This is a genomic window from Acuticoccus sediminis, from assembly GCF_003258595.1.
In the GTDB taxonomy this organism is placed as follows: Bacteria; Pseudomonadota; Alphaproteobacteria; order Rhizobiales; family Amorphaceae; genus Acuticoccus; species Acuticoccus sediminis.
Window position 1 is genome coordinate 78,609 of record NZ_QHHQ01000012.1, and the last position, 19,606, is coordinate 98,214.

The 19,606-nt window shown below is 72.7% G+C and carries 17 protein-coding genes; 5 read left to right on the top strand and 12 right to left on the bottom strand.

Going from position 1 to position 19,606, the window contains the following annotated elements; translation table 11 throughout:
* Positions 1 to 581 precede the first annotated feature (581 nt).
* Complete coding sequence (locus DLJ53_RS32145) at positions 582 to 1,880, bottom strand: nucleotide sugar dehydrogenase (RefSeq protein WP_111352419.1); 1,299 nt, start codon at positions 1,878 to 1,880, stop codon at positions 582 to 584.
* Positions 1,881 to 2,112: 232 nt separating this feature from the next.
* Between DLJ53_RS32145 and DLJ53_RS32150 the strand changes: the two genes are divergently transcribed.
* The gene (locus DLJ53_RS32150) at positions 2,113 to 2,565 is read left to right on the top strand and encodes a hypothetical protein (RefSeq protein WP_111352420.1); all 453 of its coding nucleotides are present in this window, start codon (positions 2,113 to 2,115) and stop codon (positions 2,563 to 2,565) included.
* Here the strand turns inward: DLJ53_RS32150 and DLJ53_RS32155 are convergent.
* The 5 genes from DLJ53_RS32155 to DLJ53_RS32175 form a co-directional block, all read right to left on the bottom strand.
* Complete coding sequence (locus tag DLJ53_RS32155; RefSeq protein ID WP_111352421.1) at positions 2,562 to 3,317, bottom strand: hypothetical protein; 756 nt, start codon at positions 3,315 to 3,317, stop codon at positions 2,562 to 2,564. The genes DLJ53_RS32150 and DLJ53_RS32155 overlap by 4 nt on opposite strands.
* 447 nt (positions 3,318 to 3,764) lie before the next feature.
* Positions 3,765 to 4,352 carry a 3'-5' exonuclease family protein gene (locus DLJ53_RS32160; RefSeq protein ID WP_111352422.1) on the bottom strand — a complete coding sequence of 196 codons (588 nt, stop codon included), beginning with the start codon at positions 4,350 to 4,352 and terminating at the stop codon, positions 3,765 to 3,767.
* A gap of 13 nt (positions 4,353 to 4,365) precedes the next feature.
* Entirely contained in the window at positions 4,366 to 4,689 is a 324-nt protein-coding gene (locus DLJ53_RS32165; RefSeq protein WP_111352423.1) for a putative antibiotic biosynthesis monooxygenase, read from the bottom strand.
* A gap of 138 nt (positions 4,690 to 4,827) precedes the next feature.
* Positions 4,828 to 7,992 carry a glycosyltransferase gene (locus DLJ53_RS32170; RefSeq protein WP_111352424.1) on the bottom strand — a complete coding sequence of 1,055 codons (3,165 nt, stop codon included), beginning with the start codon at positions 7,990 to 7,992 and terminating at the stop codon, positions 4,828 to 4,830.
* Between the two features lie 260 nt (positions 7,993 to 8,252).
* The gene (locus tag DLJ53_RS32175; RefSeq protein ID WP_111352425.1) at positions 8,253 to 9,965 is read right to left on the bottom strand and encodes a hypothetical protein; all 1,713 of its coding nucleotides are present in this window, start codon (positions 9,963 to 9,965) and stop codon (positions 8,253 to 8,255) included.
* A 300-nt stretch (positions 9,966 to 10,265) separates the two neighbouring features.
* Here DLJ53_RS32175 and rfbA point away from each other — a divergent pair, with 300 nt between their 5' ends.
* Positions 10,266 to 11,132, top strand: a complete 867-nt coding sequence (rfbA, locus tag DLJ53_RS32180) for a glucose-1-phosphate thymidylyltransferase RfbA (RefSeq protein ID WP_111352426.1) — start codon at positions 10,266 to 10,268, stop codon at positions 11,130 to 11,132.
* Positions 11,133 to 11,335: 203 nt separating this feature from the next.
* Here the strand turns inward: rfbA and DLJ53_RS32185 are convergent, their stop codons facing one another.
* Positions 11,336 to 12,712 (bottom strand): UDP-glucose dehydrogenase family protein, encoded by a 1,377-nt coding sequence (locus tag DLJ53_RS32185; RefSeq protein ID WP_111352427.1) that lies wholly within the window; start codon positions 12,710 to 12,712, stop codon positions 11,336 to 11,338.
* A 123-nt stretch (positions 12,713 to 12,835) separates the two neighbouring features.
* Between DLJ53_RS32185 and DLJ53_RS36735 the strand changes: the two genes are divergently transcribed.
* The 3 genes from DLJ53_RS36735 to DLJ53_RS32200 all read left to right on the top strand — a co-directional run bounded on the left by DLJ53_RS36735 (position 12,836) and on the right by DLJ53_RS32200 (position 15,976).
* Positions 12,836 to 13,162 carry a histidinol dehydrogenase gene (locus DLJ53_RS36735; protein ID WP_425320980.1) on the top strand — a complete coding sequence of 109 codons (327 nt, stop codon included), beginning with the start codon at positions 12,836 to 12,838 and terminating at the stop codon, positions 13,160 to 13,162.
* A 58-nt stretch (positions 13,163 to 13,220) separates the two neighbouring features.
* Complete coding sequence (locus DLJ53_RS32195; RefSeq protein ID WP_111352429.1) at positions 13,221 to 15,362, top strand: malate synthase G; 2,142 nt, start codon at positions 13,221 to 13,223, stop codon at positions 15,360 to 15,362.
* Between the two features lie 416 nt (positions 15,363 to 15,778).
* Positions 15,779 to 15,976 (top strand): hypothetical protein, encoded by a 198-nt coding sequence (locus tag DLJ53_RS32200; protein ID WP_146620164.1) that lies wholly within the window; start codon positions 15,779 to 15,781, stop codon positions 15,974 to 15,976.
* A 110-nt stretch (positions 15,977 to 16,086) separates the two neighbouring features.
* On the opposite strand, the gene DLJ53_RS32205 is transcribed toward DLJ53_RS32200, so the two are convergent.
* The 5 genes from DLJ53_RS32205 to DLJ53_RS32225 are packed head-to-tail and all read right to left on the bottom strand — an operon-like array spanning position 16,087 to position 19,541.
* Complete coding sequence (locus DLJ53_RS32205; RefSeq protein WP_146620165.1) at positions 16,087 to 17,463, bottom strand: TonB family protein; 1,377 nt, start codon at positions 17,461 to 17,463, stop codon at positions 16,087 to 16,089.
* Complete coding sequence (locus DLJ53_RS32210; RefSeq protein ID WP_211100715.1) at positions 17,460 to 17,864, bottom strand: biopolymer transporter ExbD; 405 nt, start codon at positions 17,862 to 17,864, stop codon at positions 17,460 to 17,462. The genes DLJ53_RS32205 and DLJ53_RS32210 overlap by 4 nt, the downstream gene beginning before the upstream one ends.
* Positions 17,865 to 17,889: 25 nt before the next feature.
* Positions 17,890 to 18,324 carry a biopolymer transporter ExbD gene (locus tag DLJ53_RS32215; protein WP_111352432.1) on the bottom strand — a complete coding sequence of 145 codons (435 nt, stop codon included), beginning with the start codon at positions 18,322 to 18,324 and terminating at the stop codon, positions 17,890 to 17,892.
* The gene (locus DLJ53_RS32220) at positions 18,321 to 19,052 is read right to left on the bottom strand and encodes a MotA/TolQ/ExbB proton channel family protein (RefSeq protein WP_111352456.1); all 732 of its coding nucleotides are present in this window, start codon (positions 19,050 to 19,052) and stop codon (positions 18,321 to 18,323) included. Before DLJ53_RS32220 ends, DLJ53_RS32215 begins: the two co-directional genes overlap by 4 nt.
* A 15-nt stretch (positions 19,053 to 19,067) precedes the next feature.
* The gene (locus tag DLJ53_RS32225) at positions 19,068 to 19,541 is read right to left on the bottom strand and encodes a hypothetical protein (RefSeq protein WP_146620166.1); all 474 of its coding nucleotides are present in this window, start codon (positions 19,539 to 19,541) and stop codon (positions 19,068 to 19,070) included.
* Positions 19,542 to 19,606 lie beyond the last annotated feature (65 nt).

The following is a 19,606-nucleotide window of genomic DNA, read 5'->3' on the forward strand; positions in this document are numbered from 1 at the left end:
GAGCGTTCGTCGTTCAAGGAACCGGCGGGCGCCTCATCCATCATCACGGCAACGCCCGAGGCAATCGGCGGGGGGCCCATTCGCGGTGGATGGATGCGGTGATCCCCAGCTCCGATTCGGATTCGCCCCTTTGGGAACCGGGATTCGCCCCTTTGGGAACCCCGGATTCGCCCCTCTGGGAACCGGGATTCGCCCCTCTGGGAACCGGGGCGCCAAAATTAACCATCTTTTCCGCTTCAGTTTCAGTGACTTAAGCGAAGCACCTAAGTCCCGTAACACTCACTAACTTAGATTCTAACTCTCATAACACTAGCCACGGGCTGGATTCTCGCGCCGCGAATCGACGACAAGTCATCGCGACAGGTTTCGGGCACGACCGATTCGATACCGATTCGTTCTCCCGACTCGGATTCATCGATGAATCTTCGAATCGGGATGCTTAAACTTGTCGCGATCGCCGAAAGGCTTGGGAAAGGTCCGGAATTTGATTCCGCGGCGAATCGGGGTACAGAAAACGCGGCTCGAGGACTGAGCGCGACGGTGATCCGGTCCCCCAGTGGGACGGCCGGCGCACCCTGTCCTCAGAGCCGACCATCGCTCGCGGTGCGGTCGAACACGCTCTTCACGTCGAACAGCACCGCGTCCGGCGTGCCGAAGGCGCGAATCCGTCCGGGTCCCAGATCGACGAAGTCGGTGTGGGCGACCGCGAGCACGATCGCGTCGTAGACGCCGGACGGGGGCGTCTCCGTCAGGATGCCGAGTCCGTAGACCGCCTCGGCCTCGGCGGGGTCCACCCACGGGTCCCACACGTCGACCCGCGCGGAGACGGCCGTCAGCTCGGTGACGACGTCGATCACGCGGGTGTTGCGCAGATCGGGGCAGTTCTCCTTGAAGGTCAGCCCCATCACAAGGATGCGGCTGCCGACGACGGGCAGGCCGCGGCCCATCATCAGCCGCATGACGCGGTTGGCCACGTGCTCGCCCATGCCGTCGTTGATGCGCCGGCCGGCGAGGATCACGTCCGGGTGGTAGCCCACCTCCTGGGCGCGGAAGGTGAGGTAGTAGGGGTCGACGCCGATGCAGTGGCCGCCGACGAGGCCGGGGCGGAAGTTGAGGAAGTTCCACTTGGTGCCGGCCGCGTCGAAGACGTCCCTGGAATCGAGGCCCAGGCGGTGGAAGAGGATCGCCAGCTCGTTCATCAGCGCGATGTTGAGGTCGCGCTGGGTGTTCTCGATGACCTTCGCCGCCTCGGCGACCTCGATGGACGGGGCCCTGTGGGTCCCGGCGGTGACGATTTCGGCGTAGAGGGCGTCGATCGCCTCGGCCGCCCCGGGCGTGGAGCCGGAGGTGACCTTGACGATGTTCTCCAGCCGATGGGCCTTGTCGCCGGGGTTCACCCGCTCGGGGCTGTAGCCGACGACGAAGTCGGTGTTGAAGGCGAGGCCCGATTCCTTCTCGAGGATCGGCACGCACACCTGCCGGGTGCAGCCGGGGAAGACGGTGGACTCGTAGACCACGGCGGCCCCCTTCCCCATCGCCCGGCCGACGGTCGCCGAGGCGGCCTCCAGCAGGGAGAGATCCGGCCGCTTGGCCGCGTCGACCGGCGTCGGCACGGCGACGATGAAGACGCGCGCGGCCGCGAGGTCGGCCGGGTCGGAGGTCACCGTGAGGTGGGCCGCGGCGGCGAGGTCGGCGGCGCTCACCTCCTGCGTGGCGTCCTCGCCGGCGGCGAGCGCGGCGACGCGGGCGGCGCTGACGTCGAAGCCGATGACGGGCCGGGTGCGGCCGAAGGCGACGGCGAGCGGCAGGCCGACATAGCCGAGGCCGATGACGGCGATCGGCCCGTCGAGGCGCGCGGCCGGCACGAAATCAGGCGCCATGGCGCAGAAAGACGCGGGCTCGGACGGCGGGACTGGGCAGGGGGGCCATCGGGCGAGTGTGCATGCCGTTCCTTCTTCGTCGGCCCGGCGGTCGGCGGGCCCGTGCGCGGCTCATAGCGCATCCTCCGGCGCGCCTGAACCGGGGAGCGGCCGGGGAACGGCACCCGCCGCCGTGCGGGAGGGCCGCCAGTGTGCCAGGATGGGCCGGGTGACGACGAGAACGAGGCCTTCCATGCCCGCGATCCCCACCGCTGCCGCCCTCCTCGGCGTGCTCGCCGCTGCGGGCGCGATGGCCGGCGGCACCGCCGCCGGTATCGGGCCGTCCGGCGCGGCGCGGACCCCGTCCCTCGTCGCGAACGCGGCCGGGACGCGCGACGCGATCGTCGGCAAGTGGACGGTCTATCCGGCCGTGGGCCCCTCCCCGCGCTCCTGCACCATCACCTTCGAGCAGGGCCCTGGCGGCACCAGGGGCCGGGCGACGCCGTTCGCCTGCCACCAGGTGGAGGGGCTCGGCGGCCTGCACGGCTTCGCCGACATCAGCGCCTGGGAGCGCAGGGGCCGCACGGTGGTCCTGTCGGGGATCGCCGCGCCCGGGATCGGCTCGATCGAGCTGGCGCCCGACGCGGGCTCCAGGGAGGTCCGCGGCAGCGTGAAGGGCGTCCGTTTCGTGCTGAAGCGCCGCTAGGGCGCCGACGGAAGGTCCCGGCCGCCCGGCACCGGCGAGGCGGCGAGGCGGGCCTCGACAGCCCGGATCGCCGGGAACTCGCGGTACATCCGCTCGATCACGGCGGGGGAGAAGAGCTCGATCGCCCGTCCCTCCCCTGCCCCGCGCGTGCCGTGCGAATCGCGGATGTGCGTCGCGTTGACGATGAAGTGCAGCATGGCGCCCCGGAGGGTGTCGCGCTGTCCGGCAAAGAGCGGGAAGGTGTCGGCGATCTCCCCGGCCACCCGTTCGGCGGTGGCGGCGTCGAGGAAGAGGTCGAGCGGGTAGTTGCGGAAGTTCGGGTTGTCGTAGTCCCAGGCCAGCATGCTGCGCAGGGTGCGGCCGAACACGGTGTCGATCTCGAGCATCGCCTTGTCGGAGAGCGTCGGCAGCGCGCGCAGGTGCTCGCCGTAGGTCCGCCCGTCCTTCATGCGCAGCATGTTGGGCGGCTCGGACGGGCTCGTCGTCGTCTCGTGGTAGCGGATGTGGGACAGGAGGAGGTCGAAGGGATCGCGGTAGAGGTGGATCCCGGCGCCGGCCGCGGCGACGGGGCTGCGCGAGTGGGCGTCGTGGACGATGTCCGCGTCGGCGGGCGCCTCCCCGGGGTCGCCCTTGAAGAAGGCGGCGGGGGCGAGCGCCGCGTAGCGCCTGAAGACGTTGCGCATCAGCACGGTGCCGCAGCGGTGATGGGTGCAGACGAAGACGGTCGTCGCCGGTTCTGACGGGCTTTCCATCCCTCTCTCGTCCACCTTGCGCGCTCACGGTTCCCGGTCTTCGGGCCAGCATAGACCGTCCCCCGGCGGACGGCGCAAACCCTAAAACCCCATCGTCCCCGCCCGTGCCGTGCCCGCCTGCCGTGCAAGGCGCACCGTGCTCCCTGTGCTCCCTCGCGCGGCGCCCGCATGATCCGGGGCGGGAGCCTGATCGCCGGAGCCGCCGTCGCGCCCCCTGAAAGGCAGTGTCCGGGAGCCGGTGCAAGGGGCCGGAGGCCGGCGAAGCCGCTTGCCCTTGCGCCGGGTCCCGGACGCTGCCAGGGGGCAAGCGCGACGGCGGTTCCGGCGGTCAGGCGGGACTTGATCGCTGGTGGGACCCGAGCCCGCCGGAGGCTCCCGGCGTTTCCGAACCGGACCGACGCTTCCGCCGACGGCCCCGGCGCCGCCCTCCCCAATCGGCGTGCCCGATCAGCCGGCCCGGTCGCCCTGCATCGCGAGGACCGTGGCGAGGACACTGGCGTAGCCCCGGGCGTCGTCGAGGGCGTCGTGGGTGTGGGGGACGTCGCCGAACCACGCCTCGGGAATCCGTCCGCGGTGGCAGTCGTCGAAGGCGCGGCCGGTGACGCCCATGATGAGGGACGGCAGGTCGATGCCGGTGCGCATGAAGAGCGACGTGCGGTGCTGGGCGAGGCCGAAGAGGCGCACGCCGGTGTAGAGCTCGAGGTAGTGGTCCACCCAGGAACCGTCGAAGATCAGCGGGTGGGCGACGAAGATGCGTGGTCCCGGCAGGCTCTCCACGAAGGCGACGAAGCGGGCCATCGCCTCGGCCGGGGCGACGGGGTCGCAGGTGATCGCGGCGTAGGCGTCGGCGGCCTCCTCGCGGAACCAGGCGAGGGTCTTCTCGTTGGTGGCGGCGCCGTCCCGGGGAGCGAGGTTGACCGTGAAGGTGCCGGCCTCCCGAAGGTCCGTGGAGACGGCGGCGGCGGCGAGGCACAGCATCGAGTTGACGGCCGGGTCCGGTCCGTCCGCCTCGATGTCGACGACGACGTAGGTCACGCGCGGGCTCCCGTCACGGCCGGGAGAGGGGGGCGAGGACCTGGTGCATCACGCGCCCGTCGAACATCTCGAGGAGCCCCCTGGTCTTTTCCAGCGAGGTCTGGCGCTCGGGCGAGGCGAGGGCGGCCTCGAGGGCGGCGCGGTCGTCGAACCGGAACGAGGTGACGAGGGGGTAGGCCTTGCCGAGCTCGGGCGAATCGCCGGTCAGGACGTCGAGCTCGCGCAGGCCCGGGAAGGCCTGCCAGACGGGCAGCATCGTCTCCCAGACGTAGGCGTAGAAGGCCGCTTCCCGGCCGGGCCTGATGGTCCCGTCGAAGAGGCCGATGCGGGTGATCATGGACGTTCCTTCTTCTCTGGCGGCGCCGGGGCGGACGCCCGCGGCGCGTGGTGGGGCGGCCGCCTCCCTCCCCCGGCGCGCCCCGGGCGCCCGGGGGGCCGCCCCGTCCGGCCGGACAAGGGGCGCGGCCGGGCGGGGTCAGAGCGTGTGGTAGATGCCGACCTTGTGGAAGGCCTCGCGCATCAGGTCGCGGCCGACCGCGAAGGAGTACTGCTCCTCCACCAGCGCGCGGCCGTTTTCGGAGAGCTTGCGCCACAGCGCGGCGTCGGTGTCGAGCCGCGCGATCGCCTCGACCCACTCGCGCGGCTCCCTGGCGATGAGGCAGTCGTAGCCGCTGCGAAGGCCGATGCCCTCCGCGGCCACCGGCGACAGGACGCACGGGATCCCCGCCGCCAGCGCGCCCACCACCTTGCCCTTCAGCCCCGCCCCCGCCAGCAGCGGCGCGACGAAGATGCGGTGGGCGTCGTGGAGCTCGTCGACGTTCTCGATGAAGCCGGGCGTGCGGATCCCCTCCCCTTCGAGGGCGCGGATCTCGTCCGGCATGGCGCTGCCGTAGACGGAGAAGTCGCCGCCGACGCCCCTGGAGACGAGCTCCGGCACCACCTTCTCGGCGAACCACAGGACGGCGGCGCGGTTGGGCGGGTGCTTGAAGCCGCCCAGGAATGCGGTGCCGGAGCGGGCCTCGAAGGGGGGCACGTCCGCGCGCAGCCGCACCACCCAGGGGCACTTGGCCACCCGCACCTCGCCGAGCGCGTGGCTCGCGATCACGGCGTGCTCCACCTCGTTGTAGGACAGGGTGAGGTCGCAGCGCTTCATCGCGTCGAGCTCGTCCTCGCGCGTCGCCTCGGCCCTGGCGAAGATGTTCGGGTCGCCCGTCGCCATCGCCTCGCGCACCTCGCGCAGGAAATGCAGGTCCGCGTTCATCAGCATGATCCTGGCCTGCGGGGCGTTCTTGCGCACCGCGTCGATGAAGTCGCGGGCGACTCCGTAGCGGGTGATGTAGACGACGTCGAACTCGCCGCCGCGCTCCTCCAGGAAGGCCTGCACGGAGACCGAGAAGGGGGCGGTGATCACCTCGATGCCCTGGGCCTCGAGGTCGCTCTTGTAGTGGCCGAGGTCGGCGAGGTTGCGCGGCAGGAAGGTCGCCTTGAAGCCGAGCGCCTGGACGAGCTTCATCTCCTCGACGGCGGCGTACGAGCCCGCGTCGCGGTCGGGCCGCGGCATCGCGTAGTCGATGAAGAGGACGCGCCCGACGATGCCGCGGTCCTTCTCGAGGTCGACGTCCTGGCCCTCGGGGCCGAAGGCGCGGAAGGCGGAGGCCCACGTCGACTTGAACTTCGGCCGGTTGACCTCCTGGAAGGCCTTCATGCCGGAGGTCACCTCGGTGCCGGAGGTCTTGCCCTCGTGGTGGTAGACGACCGCGCCCGGCACGAACATCGTCTTGCGGCCCGCGGCGCGGACCTTGAAGGCGAAGTCGGTGTCCTCGAAGTACATCGGCTCGAGGTAGGCCGAGAGGCCGCCGAGCTCGTCCCAGATCGCCCGCGTCGTCATCATCGCCGCGCCCGACAGGTAGTCGGCCTGGCGCACGTAGGAGTAGCGCGGGTCGAGCGGGTTGGCGCCGCGGCCGTAGTTCCAGGGGTTGCCCGAGCGCCAGACGATGCCGCCCGCCTCCTGCAGCGTGCCGTCCGGGTAGAGGAGCTTGGCGCCGGTGAGGCCGACGTCCTCGAAGCGCTCGAACGGGTCGATGAGGGCGTCGAGCCAGCCGACGGTCGGCTCGGTGTCGTTGTTGAGGAGGACGACGTAGCGCCCCTTCGAGGCGGCGACGCCCTGGTTGCAGGCGCGGATGAAGCGCTGCGCCGTGTCGTTGCGGATCACCCGGATGCCGGAGACGAGGTCGGCGAGGCCCGTGGTACGGTCGCTCGACCCGTCGTCGACGACGATCACCTCGAACGAGGCCTTGTTGCGTGCCACCAAGAGGGCGCACAGGCCGTGGTAGGTGATCTCGAACTTGTTGTGGGCGGGGATCACCACCGAGACGTCCGGCGTCTCGACCTCGGGGAAGGCGAGCGGGCGGACGTCGCCCTCGTCCAGCATCTCGAAGCCGAGTCCGAGGACCTTGTGGGCGTGGGCGACCTGCAGCGTCTCGGCGGCGGACGGCCCCTCGGCGAGGAGCGCCCCGAGGGCGGCGTAGCGGTAGCGCGCGGCATTGGCGAGCGCCATCGGCACCGGCCGCCCGCCCTCGCGCTGCACCGCCGTGTAGGGCGTCATCATCCCCTCCAGCACGGCAAAGCAGCGCCACAGCGTGCGCATGCCGTAGCGGTCGCGCACCGAGATCACCCGCTCGGTCCCGTTGAGGAGGGCGCGCGGCAGGGTGACGATCGACGACCGGGCGCCGACCGGGATGGAGGAGACGAAGGTGTCGTCGACGTAGAGGGTGAAGGTGCCGTCCTCCTCGGCGGAGAGGGCGACGCCGCTGTGGCCGGCCTGCGTGCCGGCGATGCGCACCGGCGCGGGCAGCGGCAGCTCCACCTCCGCCCCGCCCGCCGCGACGGTCACCGGCGCCTCGCCGCAGCCGGCGAGGTCGACCCTGCCGACGACGCCGCCGGCCGCGGGGTTGCCGAGGCCGAGGCTCGGCGGCACCGCCGGGGCGCCGGTGTTGAGGCCGACGCGCACCTCGCTGAGGAAGAGCACCGCGGGCGTCTTGGCCGCCGCCTCCGAGAGCGTGCCGACCTCGAAGCGGATGGCGATCGCCTGGGTCCTGGGGTGCGCCGGCAGGACGCCGGAGACGACCGCGTGGTTGGCCGCGCTCGGGCCGCCGAAGTGCTCGGTGCGCACCGCCGTCGAGAACGCGTGCAGCACCTGCCCGCGCTCGCCGACCGCCTCGAAGATCAGCGTGCCGGTGACGCGGTGCGCGCCCGCCAGCGCCTCGACCCGGTAGCTCTTCGGCCCGGCCGGGATGCCGGCCTTGCCCTCCGGCGCGAGCTTGACGACCGCCCTGGGCGGGGTCGGCGTCTCGAACCAGACCGACAGCGTCTTGCCGCCGGCGACGGTCCACTTCACGTCGTTGTTGAGGGTCGCCTTGAGCGCCGGGCCGTCCACCACGGCGGCGGCGAGCGTGCCGAGGACCTCGGGACCGGCGATGCTGCCGGCGACGCGCCGGCGGCTCTCCACCGCCTGGACGGGGAAGCTCTCGCTGCCGCAGCGCACGGTGACCCCCGACAGCACATCCTCGTCGCGGCACACGATTTCGGCGACACCATCGAAGGCCACGATGGCGTGGATGCCCGGTGGAAGGGGGGTCATGGGAGGCCTGTTGTTCGACGCGATCAGGGCGGTGCTAGCGAGAAAGGGCGGGAAGCGCAATATTCAGAAGAATTTTACTTGCCATCGTATGGGTTTCGTCCCGTGCATTTCATGGGATGTTCATCCGGTCCAAGCATTGCGGTCCTGCGGTGTCCCGCGCCGGTCCCAAAAGGCGCGCGGCGCGGGAGAGATCGATCGGACAGAGACTATACGGGGATGGTGCCGGGTGTCGCGTCCCGTCACGGACAATTGACGCCGACCTACTGCGCGGCGCTGTGCACCGGCGGCGCCGGGACCGGGAGGGGCCAGCGCTCCACCGCCCGCCGGTAGATCTCGAGGTCGACCCGGTTCTCCGCCATCAGCGCGGCGTAGACCGCCTCGCCCAGCTCGTGGCGGGCGCGGGCGATCCTGTCCTCCGTCGCCATGTCGGAGCTGTCGGTGATGTTGGCACGGGCGGACGGGGCCTCGAAGCCCTCGAAGTGGGCGGCGAGGTAGGTCTCGAGGCGCCGGGCGGAGCCATCGAAGTCCTCCACCAGGCCCACGTAGGGGGCGCGGTCGAGGGCGTGGAGCGCGGCGCTCATGAGGTCGGCGTGGAGGCGCGAGTGGTAGGCCGCCAGGCGCCGCGACTGGAACTCGCGGAAGGCGTAGTCGGTCGGCCGCTCGAGCCGCGCGGCGACGTAGCCGGCGAAGTCGTGCGTCTTGGCGATCCGCGCGCCGAAGGTGTCCGCGTCCTGCTTGCGCTCGAAGCTGTAGGCGGAGCGGATGCGCAGGAGCGGGTGGCGCAGGAAGATGACCGGCAGGACGCGCAGGTCGGGCGCGTCGTGGCCGAGCCACCAGTCGCCGGTGTGGGTGGAGAGGACGTCGAGCTCGCCGTGGCCGCGCACGAAGGCGTGGGTGAGGTCGGCGTTCGACACCGTGCCGTGGACCGGGAACTCCGTCGTCACCCAGCGCCGGCCGAAGTGCCGCTTCAGGATGACGTCCACCGAGGAGCCGGCGTTCTTGAACAGGTGGCAGTGGACGACGACGGTCCGCGGCGCCCCCCCGGGGGCGACCGCCGGGGCCGGCAGCGGGTCGCCGGCGACGTCCCGGAAGGCGTCGAGGAAGATGGTGTCCCCGGCATAGGCGCGGTCGGCGGCGCGCCGGGCGCGCTTGGCGGCGACGTCCGGGTCGCCGGCCTCGACGGCGCTGCCGTGGGCCCGGGCGAGGCGCGCGTCGAGGTCGCGCAGCGGCCCCGGCAGGGCGAGCCTGGGGAGCGCCTCGGGGCGCGCCTCCGGCAGTCCCATGGGGTGCGGCGCCGCACCGGATGCCGCGCCCCAGGGGGCCGCACCGGGCGCCGCGCGGCCCGCGTCGAGGGCACGGGCGGCCTCGGGCGAGGCGGGGGGGTAGCCGAGCGCCTCGAGCGTTGCCGACGGCGCGGCGGCGAAGGCCTCGTGGGAGACGACCCGCGCCCCGGCCGGCGCGTGGGCGAGCATCTCGAGCCAGGTGTCGGTGACGAGCGCGGCGGCGGCGCCGAAGCCGAGCCCGTCCTCGCGCTCCAGGCGGGCGAGGAGGTCGAGGGCGCCGCGGTGGACGAGGAGGACCTCGGCGGCGAGCCCCTTCGCCCCGGCCGCCCTGAGCCACAGCGGCAGCATGGCGGGAAGGTGCGGGTCGTGGACGACGAGGTCGCCCTCCCCGGCGCCGTCCGCGCCCTCGAACGCCGCGTCCCAGGCCGCGAGGGCGAGGGGGAGCGCGTCCTCCTGCGCCCAGTCGCCGACCGACCGCACGGCGAAGGTCGAGATGTCGAGCGTGGCGGGGAGGCGGTCCCAGCGCGATCCGGCCATCGCCATCAGCGCCCGGTTGAGCGCGGCGACCGGCTCCGGCGCGGCGTCCGCGTCGAGGGCCGGCGCGGCGGTGAACCCACAGGACTGCAGCGCCCCGGCGATCTCGGCCGCCCCCGAACGATGCATCCCGACGATGAAAATGACCCTACGCATTCTTCCCTTCGGCGCGTCGCGTGCGCGCGATGACGATCGTGCCTCCCGGCCCGGCCGCAGGTCGCGGCCGCGGCGGCGGCGGCGGGCAGCGGAGTGTGGCCAAACGGCGATCCCTTGCCAACCCGGCCCGCGTGTCCGTCCCGCCCCGCCGTGGACGGACCGGTCCGGCAACGAAATGAACCGGTCGGCTTAGCGCTTGCACGTGACGGCTCACCCTGCCAATGCGCTAGCCGACGAATGCGCACAACGAGGAGATCGACGTGATGCAGAAGCCTCTGGAGAGCGAGAGATGACCGGCGCATGAAGGGTATTGTTCTCGCCGGCGGCTCGGGCACGCGTCTTCACCCGGTGACGCATGTCATCTCCAAGCAGCTCCTCCCCGTCTACGACAAGCCGATGATCTACTACCCCGTCAGCACCCTGATGCTGGCCGGGATCCGCGACATCCTGATCATCACCACGCCCCAGGACGCGCCGCTCTTCGAGCGCATGCTCGGCGACGGCAGCCAGTGGGGGATCAACATCACCTTCGCCCAGCAGCCCAGGCCCGAGGGCCTGGCCCAGGCCTTCATCATCGGCCGCGAGTTCGTCGGCAGCGACAGCGTCGCCCTGGTGCTGGGCGACAACATCTACTACGGCCACGGCCTCGAGGAGATGCTGAAGGCGGCCGCCGAGCGCGAGAGCGGCGCCACCGTGTTCGCCTACTACGTCAAGGATCCGGAGCGCTACGGCGTGCTCGAGTTCGACGCCGGCGGCACCCCGATCCGCATCCTCGAGAAGCCGTCCGTCGCGCCGTCGAACTATGCCGTCACGGGGCTCTACTTCTACGACAACGACGTCCTCGACATCGCCGCCAACGTGAAGCCCTCGGCCCGCGGCGAGCTCGAGATCACCGACGTCAACCAGGCCTATCTCGACCGCCGCGCCCTCAACGCCGAAACCATGGGCCGCGGCTACGCCTGGTTCGACACCGGCACCCACGACAGCCTCGTCGACGCCGCCCTCTTCATCCGCGCCCTGGAGCAGCGCCAGGGGCTCAGGATCGCCTGTCCGGAAGAGATCGCCTGGCGCCAGGGCTGGCTCTCCGCCGAGGCCCTCGCCGCCCTCGGCGAGGCGCAGAAGAAGAGCGGCTACGGCGCCTACCTGCTGGGCCTCCTCGACGACTGAGCGCCGGGACGACCGGGCACAGGGACGACTGGGCACAGGGGACCCGGGGCCGCCGCCCGGCGCGGCTCCGGACCCCTCGCGAGACGGGCCGGCGTGACACGAGCCCGCATGACATGGGTCCAGCATGACAGGGGCCGGCGGGGACGCCGGCCGGCGCGAACCCGGGCGATGCGGCCCGGGCGATGCGGGCCGGGCGGCTCGGCTCAGCGGCCGCGCGCGCCGCGCTCCTCGGCGAGGTCCGTCACCTTCGCCCCCAGCGGGACCGGGCGGTCCATCGCCGGACGGCCGATCGACACGTAGGTGAGGCCGGCCCGCTCCGCCTCGGCGCGGGTGTAGATGTTGCGCAGGTCCACCAGCAGGCGCTCCTTCAGCTCGCCCGCCATCGCCGTCAGGTCGAGCGCGCGGAACTGGTCCCACTCCGTCAGGATCACCGCGAGGTCCGCCCCCTTCAGGGCGCCCTGCACGTTCTCGGCGTAGGTCACGCCCTCGATGTGCTTCCTCGCCTCGTCCATCCCCTCCGGGTCGAACGCCTGCACCGCCGCCCCGGCGTTGATCAGCGCCGGCACCACCACGAGGCTCGGCGCCTCGCGCATGTCGTCCGTGTTCGGCTTGAAGGTGAGGCCGAGGACGGCCACCGTCTTGCCGGCGACCGAGCCGCCCGCCGCGCGCACGATGAGCTCGGCCATGCGCTCCTTGCGCCGGTCGTTGGCCGCGATCACCGAGTCGACGATCGTCACCGGCGAGGCCACCTGGTGCGCGGTGCGCGACAGGGCGAGCGTGTCCTTCGGGAAGCACGAGCCGCCGTAGCCCGGCCCCGCGTGCAGGAACTTCGAGCCGATCCGCTTGTCGAGGCCGATGCCCTTGGCCACCTGCTGCACGTTCGCGCCGACCACGTCGCACAGGTCGGCGATCTCGTTGATGAAGGCGATCTTCGTCGCCAGGAACGCGTTGGCGGCGTACTTGGTGAGCTCGGCCGTGCGCCGGTTCACCGCCACGATCGGCGTCTCGTTGAGGAAGAGCGGGCGGTAGAGCTCGCGCAGCGCCGCGAAGGCGCGCTCGGTCTCGGCCCCCACCACCACGCGGTCGGGGATCTTGAAGTCGCGGATCGCCGCGCCCTCGCGCAGGAACTCGGGGTTGGAGGCGACGTCGAAGTCCGCCTCGGGCGCCACGCGGCGGATGATCTCCTCGACCTCGTCGCCCGTGCCCACCGGCACCGTCGACTTGGTGACGATCACCGTATAGCCCTCGATCAGCCGGCCCACCTCCTCGGCCGCCGCGTAGACGTAGGTGAGGTCCGCGTGGCCGTCGCCGCGCCGGGTCGGCGTGCCGACCGCGAGGAAGACGACGTCCGCGCCCTTGATCGCGTCGGCGGGGTCCGTCGCGAAGGCGAGCCGCCCCGCCCGCACGTTCGTTTCCACCAGGACATCGAGGCCGGGCTCGTAGATCGGCATCACCCCCTTCTCGAGGGCGGCGATCTTGCCGGCATCCTTGTCGATGCAGATCACTTCGTGGCCGAAGTCCGCGAAACAGGCGCCGGACACCAGCCCGACATATCCCGTCCCGATCATGACGACACGCATGGCATACCTCAGGCTAGCCGCGGGACGACGCCCCGCGCGGTTCCTATCATAGTCCGCAATGGCCGACCGGCGTCCAGGACGCAAGGTTCAGGCGCGGCGAACGTGCCGTCCATGGTGCCGTCCATGACGCGGCACACGCCCCCGTGCCCTCCCGCCGCGAGGCGCGCGGTGCCCTCCCGCCGCGTCGGCATCGACATGGCCGCCGGCCCCACCGACCTGATGATCCTCGCCGACGCCGACGCCTCTGCCGACCCCGGGACCGTCGCCGCCGGCCTCGTCGGCCAGATGGAGCGCGGCGCTGCCCGAGCCCGGCGCCGCCTCGGCCGCCGCAACGGGCGCGCCGGCCCCCTGAACGGCAGCGGCCCCGGCCGCCCTCGAGCGGCGGGCCGGCCGGCCCGCGATCATTCGCACCGCCGCGCCATGTTTCGCGTCCTCGGCGATCTATTCTAAGAACCAGCATGCGAAGCGGCGCACGCACGTGCCGTACAAAAGAAAGTGGGAGACGAGGATGACGGAGACCGTCGAACGTCATGGCCTGACCGTGGCCGAGCCGCTGGCCCGGCTCATCGAGGAGGAAGTCCTGACCGGGGTCACGGCGGACGCCTTCTGGTCGGGCTATGCGGCGCTCCTCGCGGACCTCGTCCCGAAGAACCGCGCGCTGCTCGCCGAGCGCGACCGCCTGCAGGCCGAGATCGACGCCTGGAGCGAGGCCCGCAAGGGCCAGCCCTACGACGTCGCCGCCGAGACCGCCTTCCTGACCGAGATCGGCTACCTCAAGGGCGCGCCCGCCCCCTTCAAGGTCGAGACGGCGAACGTCGATCCCGAGATCGCCTCGATCGCCGGGCCGCAGCTCGTGGTGCCGGTCTCCAACGCCCGCTTCGCCCTCAACGCCGCCAACGCGCGCTGGGGCAGCCTCTACGATGCCCTCTACGGCACCGACGCCATCCCGGGCGCCGCCGCCGGCTCGCGCTACGATGCCGAGCGCGGCGCCAAGGTCGTCGCCTGGGCGGCCGACTTCCTCGACAAGACCCTGCCGCTCGCCGCCGGCTCGCACGCCGAGGTGACCCGCTACCGTCCCGACCGGCGCGAGCTCCTCGCCGAGGTCGGCGGCGTGCCGATCCCGTTCGCCGACGGCGTCGAGTTCGTCGGCGTCGTCGAGGAGGGCAACAAGGTCCGCTACGTCCTCAGGCACAACGGCCTGCACATCGTCCTCGACATCGACGATTCGACCGAAGTGGGCGGCGCGCACCCGGCCGGCCTCGCCGACGTCGTCCTCGAATCGGCGATGACCGCCATCCAGGACTGCGAGGATTCGGTCGCCGCCGTCGACGCCGAGGACAAGGTCCTCGTCTACCGGACCTGGCTCGGCCTCATGAAGGGCGACCTCGAGGAGACCTTCGAGAAGGGCGGCCGCACCCTGACGCGCCGCCTCAACCCCGACCTCAAGGTCGAGACGCCCCGGGGCGACACCGTCGTCCTGCCGGGCCGCGCCCTCATGCTGGTGCGCAACGTCGGCCACCTGATGACGACCGACGCCGTGCTGATGAACGGCGAGGAGACGCCCGAGGGCATGCTCGACGCCGCCGTCACCGTCGCCGCCGCGATGCACGACCTCAGGAAGAAGGACGGCCTGCGGAACTCGCGCACCGGCTCGGTCTACGTCGTCAAGCCGAAGATGCACGGGCCGGACGAGGTCGCCTTCGCGAACGAGCTCTACGCCCGCGTGGAGCAGATGCTCGGCCTGCCGAAGAACACCGTGAAGCTCGGCGTCATGGACGAGGAGCGCCGCACCTCGGCCAACCTCCTCGCCTGCATGGAGACCGTGAAGGACCGCCTCGTCTTCATCAACACCGGCTTCCTCGACCGCACCGGCGACGAGATCCACACCTCCATGAAGGCCGGGCCCGTCATCCCCAAGGACGAGATGAAGTCCGCCCCCTGGCTCCTCGCTTACGAGGACAACAACGTCGACGCCGGCCTCAAGGCGGGCCTGCCCGGCCACGGCCAGATCGGCAAGGGCATGTGGGCCAAGCCCGACCGGATGGCCGAGATGCTGGAGGCCAAGATCGGCCACCCGACGGCGGGCGCCAACACCGCCTGGGTCCCCTCGCCGACCGCCGCGACGCTCCACGCCACGCACTACCACGCCGTCGACGTCGCCGGACGGCAGGCCGAGATCGCGGGGCGCGCGCCGGCCTCCCGGGAGGCGCTGCTGACGCCGCCGCTGCTCGCCGGGCGCAACCTCGACCCCGAGACCGTGGCGCGCGCGCTCGACGATTCGTGCCAGTCGATGCTCGGCTACGTGGTGCGCTGGGTCGACCAGGGGATCGGCTGCTCCAAGGTGCCCGACATCAACGACGTCGGCCTCATGGAGGACCGCGCCACCCTGCGCATCTCCTCCCAGCTCCTCGCCAACTGGCTGATGCACGGGCTGATCACCACCGAGGAGGTCGACGCCTCGCTGAAGCGCATGGCCGAGAAGGTGGATGCGCAGAACGCCGGCGATCCGAACTACACGCCGATGGCGCCGTCCTTCGACGGACCGGCCTTCCGGGCCGCCCGCGCGCTGATCGTCGAGGGCGCCGTCCAGCCGTCCGGCTACACCGAGCCGATCCTGCACCGCTTCCGCCGCGAGGCGAAGGCCGCGTAGGCCACCCGCCGGCACGGCGCCCCGCCCGGGCGATTGCGTTCGGGCGGGGCGCGCTCCGGGTGCCTGTTCGCGTTGGGGAACGCCGGAGCCTCCGGCGGGCTCGGGTCCCACCAGCGATCAGTCCCGCCCGACCGCCGGAACCGCCGTCGCGCTTGCCCCCTGGCAGCGTCCGGGAGCCGGCGCAAGGGCAAGCGGCTTCGCCGGCCTCCGGCCCCTTGCACCGGCTCCCGGACACTGCCTTTCAGGGGGCGCGACGGCGGCTCCGGCGATCAGGCTCCCGCCCCGGATCATGTGGGCGCCGCGCGAGGGGCGCCCTGTGCACGGTTGAAGCGCTCCGGCATCCCCATCTAGTCTTCCCGGAACGAGCCCGTTTCCCCCCTCCGGCGGGGCGGGCTCCCGGGATGCGGGCGGCGATCATGGACCTCTTCTGGCTGCGGATGGTGATGTGGGTGCGGCGCCGGCCGTCCCGCCAGTTCATGATCGCAGCCGTCGCCGTGATCGTCCTGGCGGCCGTCCTCGTCACGATCGAGAAGCTCGGCTGGTGGCCCGACTGGGCCCATGCCGACCGCGTCGGCCGCCGCGGCCCCGGAATCCACGCCACGCCGATGAACTAGGCGCCTGAACCAGGTGCCGCCGGGACGGCCCGGAGGTTCGGGCGCGCGGGGTCCGCCGCGTCCGGCGGGCGCCGGTCGAGGGCCGGCCGGCGGGCGAGTGGCGCCGGGCTTCAGCGCACCGACAGCGGGACGGTGAAGGGGATGCTCGCCCGGGCGATGTCGCTCGGGAAGGACGGGAAGCTGCGCTGCACCGCCGACAGCGCCGCACGGTCCACCGCCGCGTTGCCCGACGCACGCGTCAGGCGCACGCCGCTGACCCGCCCGTTGCGGCTGATCGTCAACGACACCGTCGCCGAGCCGGAGCCCGAGCCGCGTGTCGCGCGGCGGAAGGCGCTCGCGATGCGCGAGCGGACCGCCTGGGCATAGGCCGCCTCCGCCTTGGCGCTGTGCCGGCCGCCCGAGCGCGCGGCCCGGGGCGCCTGCTGGCGGCTCCGGGTGGTGCGCGAGGCCTGCTGCTGCTCGGCCTGACGGGCCTCGGCGCGCGCCTGCCGCGCCCGCTCCGCCTCGGCCTGCCGCGCCCGCTCGGCGGCGAGCTGCGCCTGCCGCTCCTCCGAGCGCTTGCGGGCGATCTCCCGCTCCTCGTCGGACAGCGGGTTCGCCATCGGCAGCGGCATCGTCTCCAGGGTCGCCGCCTCCTCGGCCGTGAAGGTCGGCGCGCGCGCTCCCGGCGTCGGACGGCGCGTCGGGAACGGGACCGACGGATCGGCCGGCCGCGTCTCCTCCGGCAGCGCCGCCACCTCCGGCACCGCCGGCGTCTCGGGCTCTGCCCGGGGCTCCGGCTCCGCCTCTGCGGGGACCGGCTCGCCGGCGTCGGGGACGGCGACGGCGATCTCGGTGCCGGGCTCCGCGGGCGCAGCCTCGGGCGTCGGGGCGGGCTCGGCGGGCGCGGCCTCCTCCACCATCTCGGCGGGGGGCTCGGCAGGGGCTTCCGTGACCGGGGGCGGGGGGACCGCCGCGGCCATCTCCACCGGCGGCTCGGCCGGCGGCTCGATCTCGGCGACCTCCGGCTCGGCGGGGGCGGCGGCGGGCGGCACCGCCGCCTCGGGCGCGGCCTCCGCGACCTCGTCGGGCGCCACGGCTTCCTCCGCCACGGCTTCCTCCGCCACGGTCTCCTCGGCGGGGGCCTCGGCGGGGGCCTCGGGCGCCTCCTCGGGCAGCGGCTCGGCCTCCTCGGCCTCGGCGACCTCGGCGGCTTCCGGCTCGGGCGGGGCCTCGACCGCGTCGGTCTCGGGCGCCTCCACCTCCATCGCGTCTTCCGATTCGGCCTCCAGCATCCCCGCCTCTTCGGCGGCTTCGGCGGCCTCGGAGCTCTCCTCGCTCTCGAGGTTCTCGATCGTCGTCGGCGCCAGCACGATCGGCGTCGGCGTCGATTCGGCCCGCGTCGGCGGCGTCTCCTCCTCCTCCACCGCCATCAGCGCGGCGAGCGAGACGTGCGCCGTCAGCGACAGCACGAACGCCACCAGCCAGACGCGTCCCGAAAGTCTCATGCCCCACCTCCCGCCGGACGGCGCGTCAGGATGCGGATCGGCCGCTCCGTCGCCTGCCGCAGCTCGGCGAGGCGGGCGAGCAGCACGCCGGCCTCCAGCGTGCGGTCCGGCACCACCACGACCGCCCCCTCGCCCTCGATCCGGGCGAGCGCGGCGGCCGCGTCCATCGCCGTGCCGGCGACGCGCAGCGCGCCGGAGGCGTCGACGTAGATCGCCTGCGGGTCGAGGGCGGCCGGGTCGAACGCCTCCGCCGTCGCGAGGTCCACGGTGGAATCGCGCGGCGCCGACAGGGTGCCCGCCACCAGGAAGAAGACGAGGAGCAGGAAGACGACGTTGATGAGCGGGATCGTGCTCTCGGCCGCCTCCTTGCGGCGCCGCCGCTCGCCGAGACGCCGCATCATGGCCGCGCCTCCCCCGCCGCGCCCCTCATGGCTGCACTCCCGGGCTCGGGGTGGAGGGGGCGCCCGCGGCCGGGCCGCCGCCGGCCAGGATGACCGGCATCGGCCCGGTCTCCAGCCTGCCGAGGAGGTCGACGAGCGCCTGCACCGTGCTGCCGGTCTCCGCCGTCAGGACGAGGCGCGTCGTGCCGTCGTCGGCGAGGCCCTCGAGCGCGTCCATCAGCGCCGCGTCCTCGACCCGCTGGCCGTTGAGGACGAGGCCGCCGTCGCCGGCGAGCTTCAGGAGGGCCGCCGACCCGGTCGAGGCCGCGCCGCTGCGCGCGGCCCCCGCCGAGGCGACCTCGACGTCCGCGAAGCGCAGGAAGGTGGACGACAGCATGAAGAACAGCAGCAGGAGGAAGATGACGTCGATCAGCGGCGTCAGGGGCAGTCGCCGCCGCCGGCGCGCCGGCATCCGCATCATCGCGGGACGGTCGTCAGTCCGCCCGGCGCCGCGTGCGGCCGTTGATAGCGCGGCGCGGTCCCGGCGGCCTCGAGCGCCTCGTCCTCGGTCGGCACCCCGTTGAAGAGCTCGGCGACGAGGGCGCCGAGGGCGACCTCCTCGTTCTCGATGCGCCCGTCGAACCAGGACGCCAGCACCGAGGCCGGCATCGCGACGGCGAGGCCGACGGCGGTCGTCAGCAGCGCCACCCAGATGCCGCCCGCCAGGATCGACGGATCGACCGCCGCGCCCGCCCCTTCGAGCGCCTGGAAGGCCTCGATCATGCCGAGCACCGTGCCGAAGAGGCCGAGCAGCGGCGAGATCTGCGCGATCGTGTCGAGGAGGCCGGTGTAGCGCCGCAGCTGGTGGAGGCGCAGCACCGCGTAGCTCTCGGTGCCGTCGCGCGCGGCGGCCGGGTCCTGCCGCTCGGCCGCGTCGATGCCGAAGCGGATGACGGCCGCGCTCAGCGAGCCCGAGGCCCGGGCGAGCGCCGCGTCGACGTCGCCGCGCTCGTAGAGGCGGATCGCCTCGCGGGCGCGGCCGTGGCGGCCGATGCCGGCGCCGGCGAACTGCACCGCCTTGGCGATCGCCACGGCGACGGCGACGACCGACAGCACGACGAGCAGCGCCACGACGGGGCCGCCGAGCGCCAGGACGTCGACGACGCTGCCCAGCTCGGTGTCCCTCAGCTGGTCGAGGATCCGGCCCATGATCGCCTCCATCGATTAAAGCCCGAACGGGGTGGACGCGTCCGAGCGCGCGCTGAGACTGCGCAGGCACATCAGCGGGGTGAGCCCGTCTCCCTCGCACCGCACCACGTCGTTGACGAGGACGCGGCCGATCTGATCGCACGTCTTCTGCGCGAGGTCGAACTGCTTCACGCGGGTCTTGCCTTCAAGCAGCATGCCGAAGCTGAAGCGCAGGAGCTGGTCGAGCCCGCCGTCGCCGTCGAACACCGCGACCTCGACGCCGAAATCCTCGATCTCCGCGCCCATGCCGTTGCGCACCACGAAGCTGATGCGGCAGCCCTCGCCGCTCGGCGCCAGGCTGTTGAGGGAGAGGTCGATCGCGTGCCCGGCCGCCGCCGCGGGCGCGGCCCGGGTGGCCGCCACCTGGGCGTCCTGCGCCGCGGCCGGCGGCACCAGCCCGCCGAGAGCCAGACAAACAACCGCCAGTCGAACGGAATACGGGAGGGACATGATGGTCGTCCGTTGAAGTGGGAAGGCCCTGACGGACCTCGCGAGGCATCAGGGGCGCGCGGAAA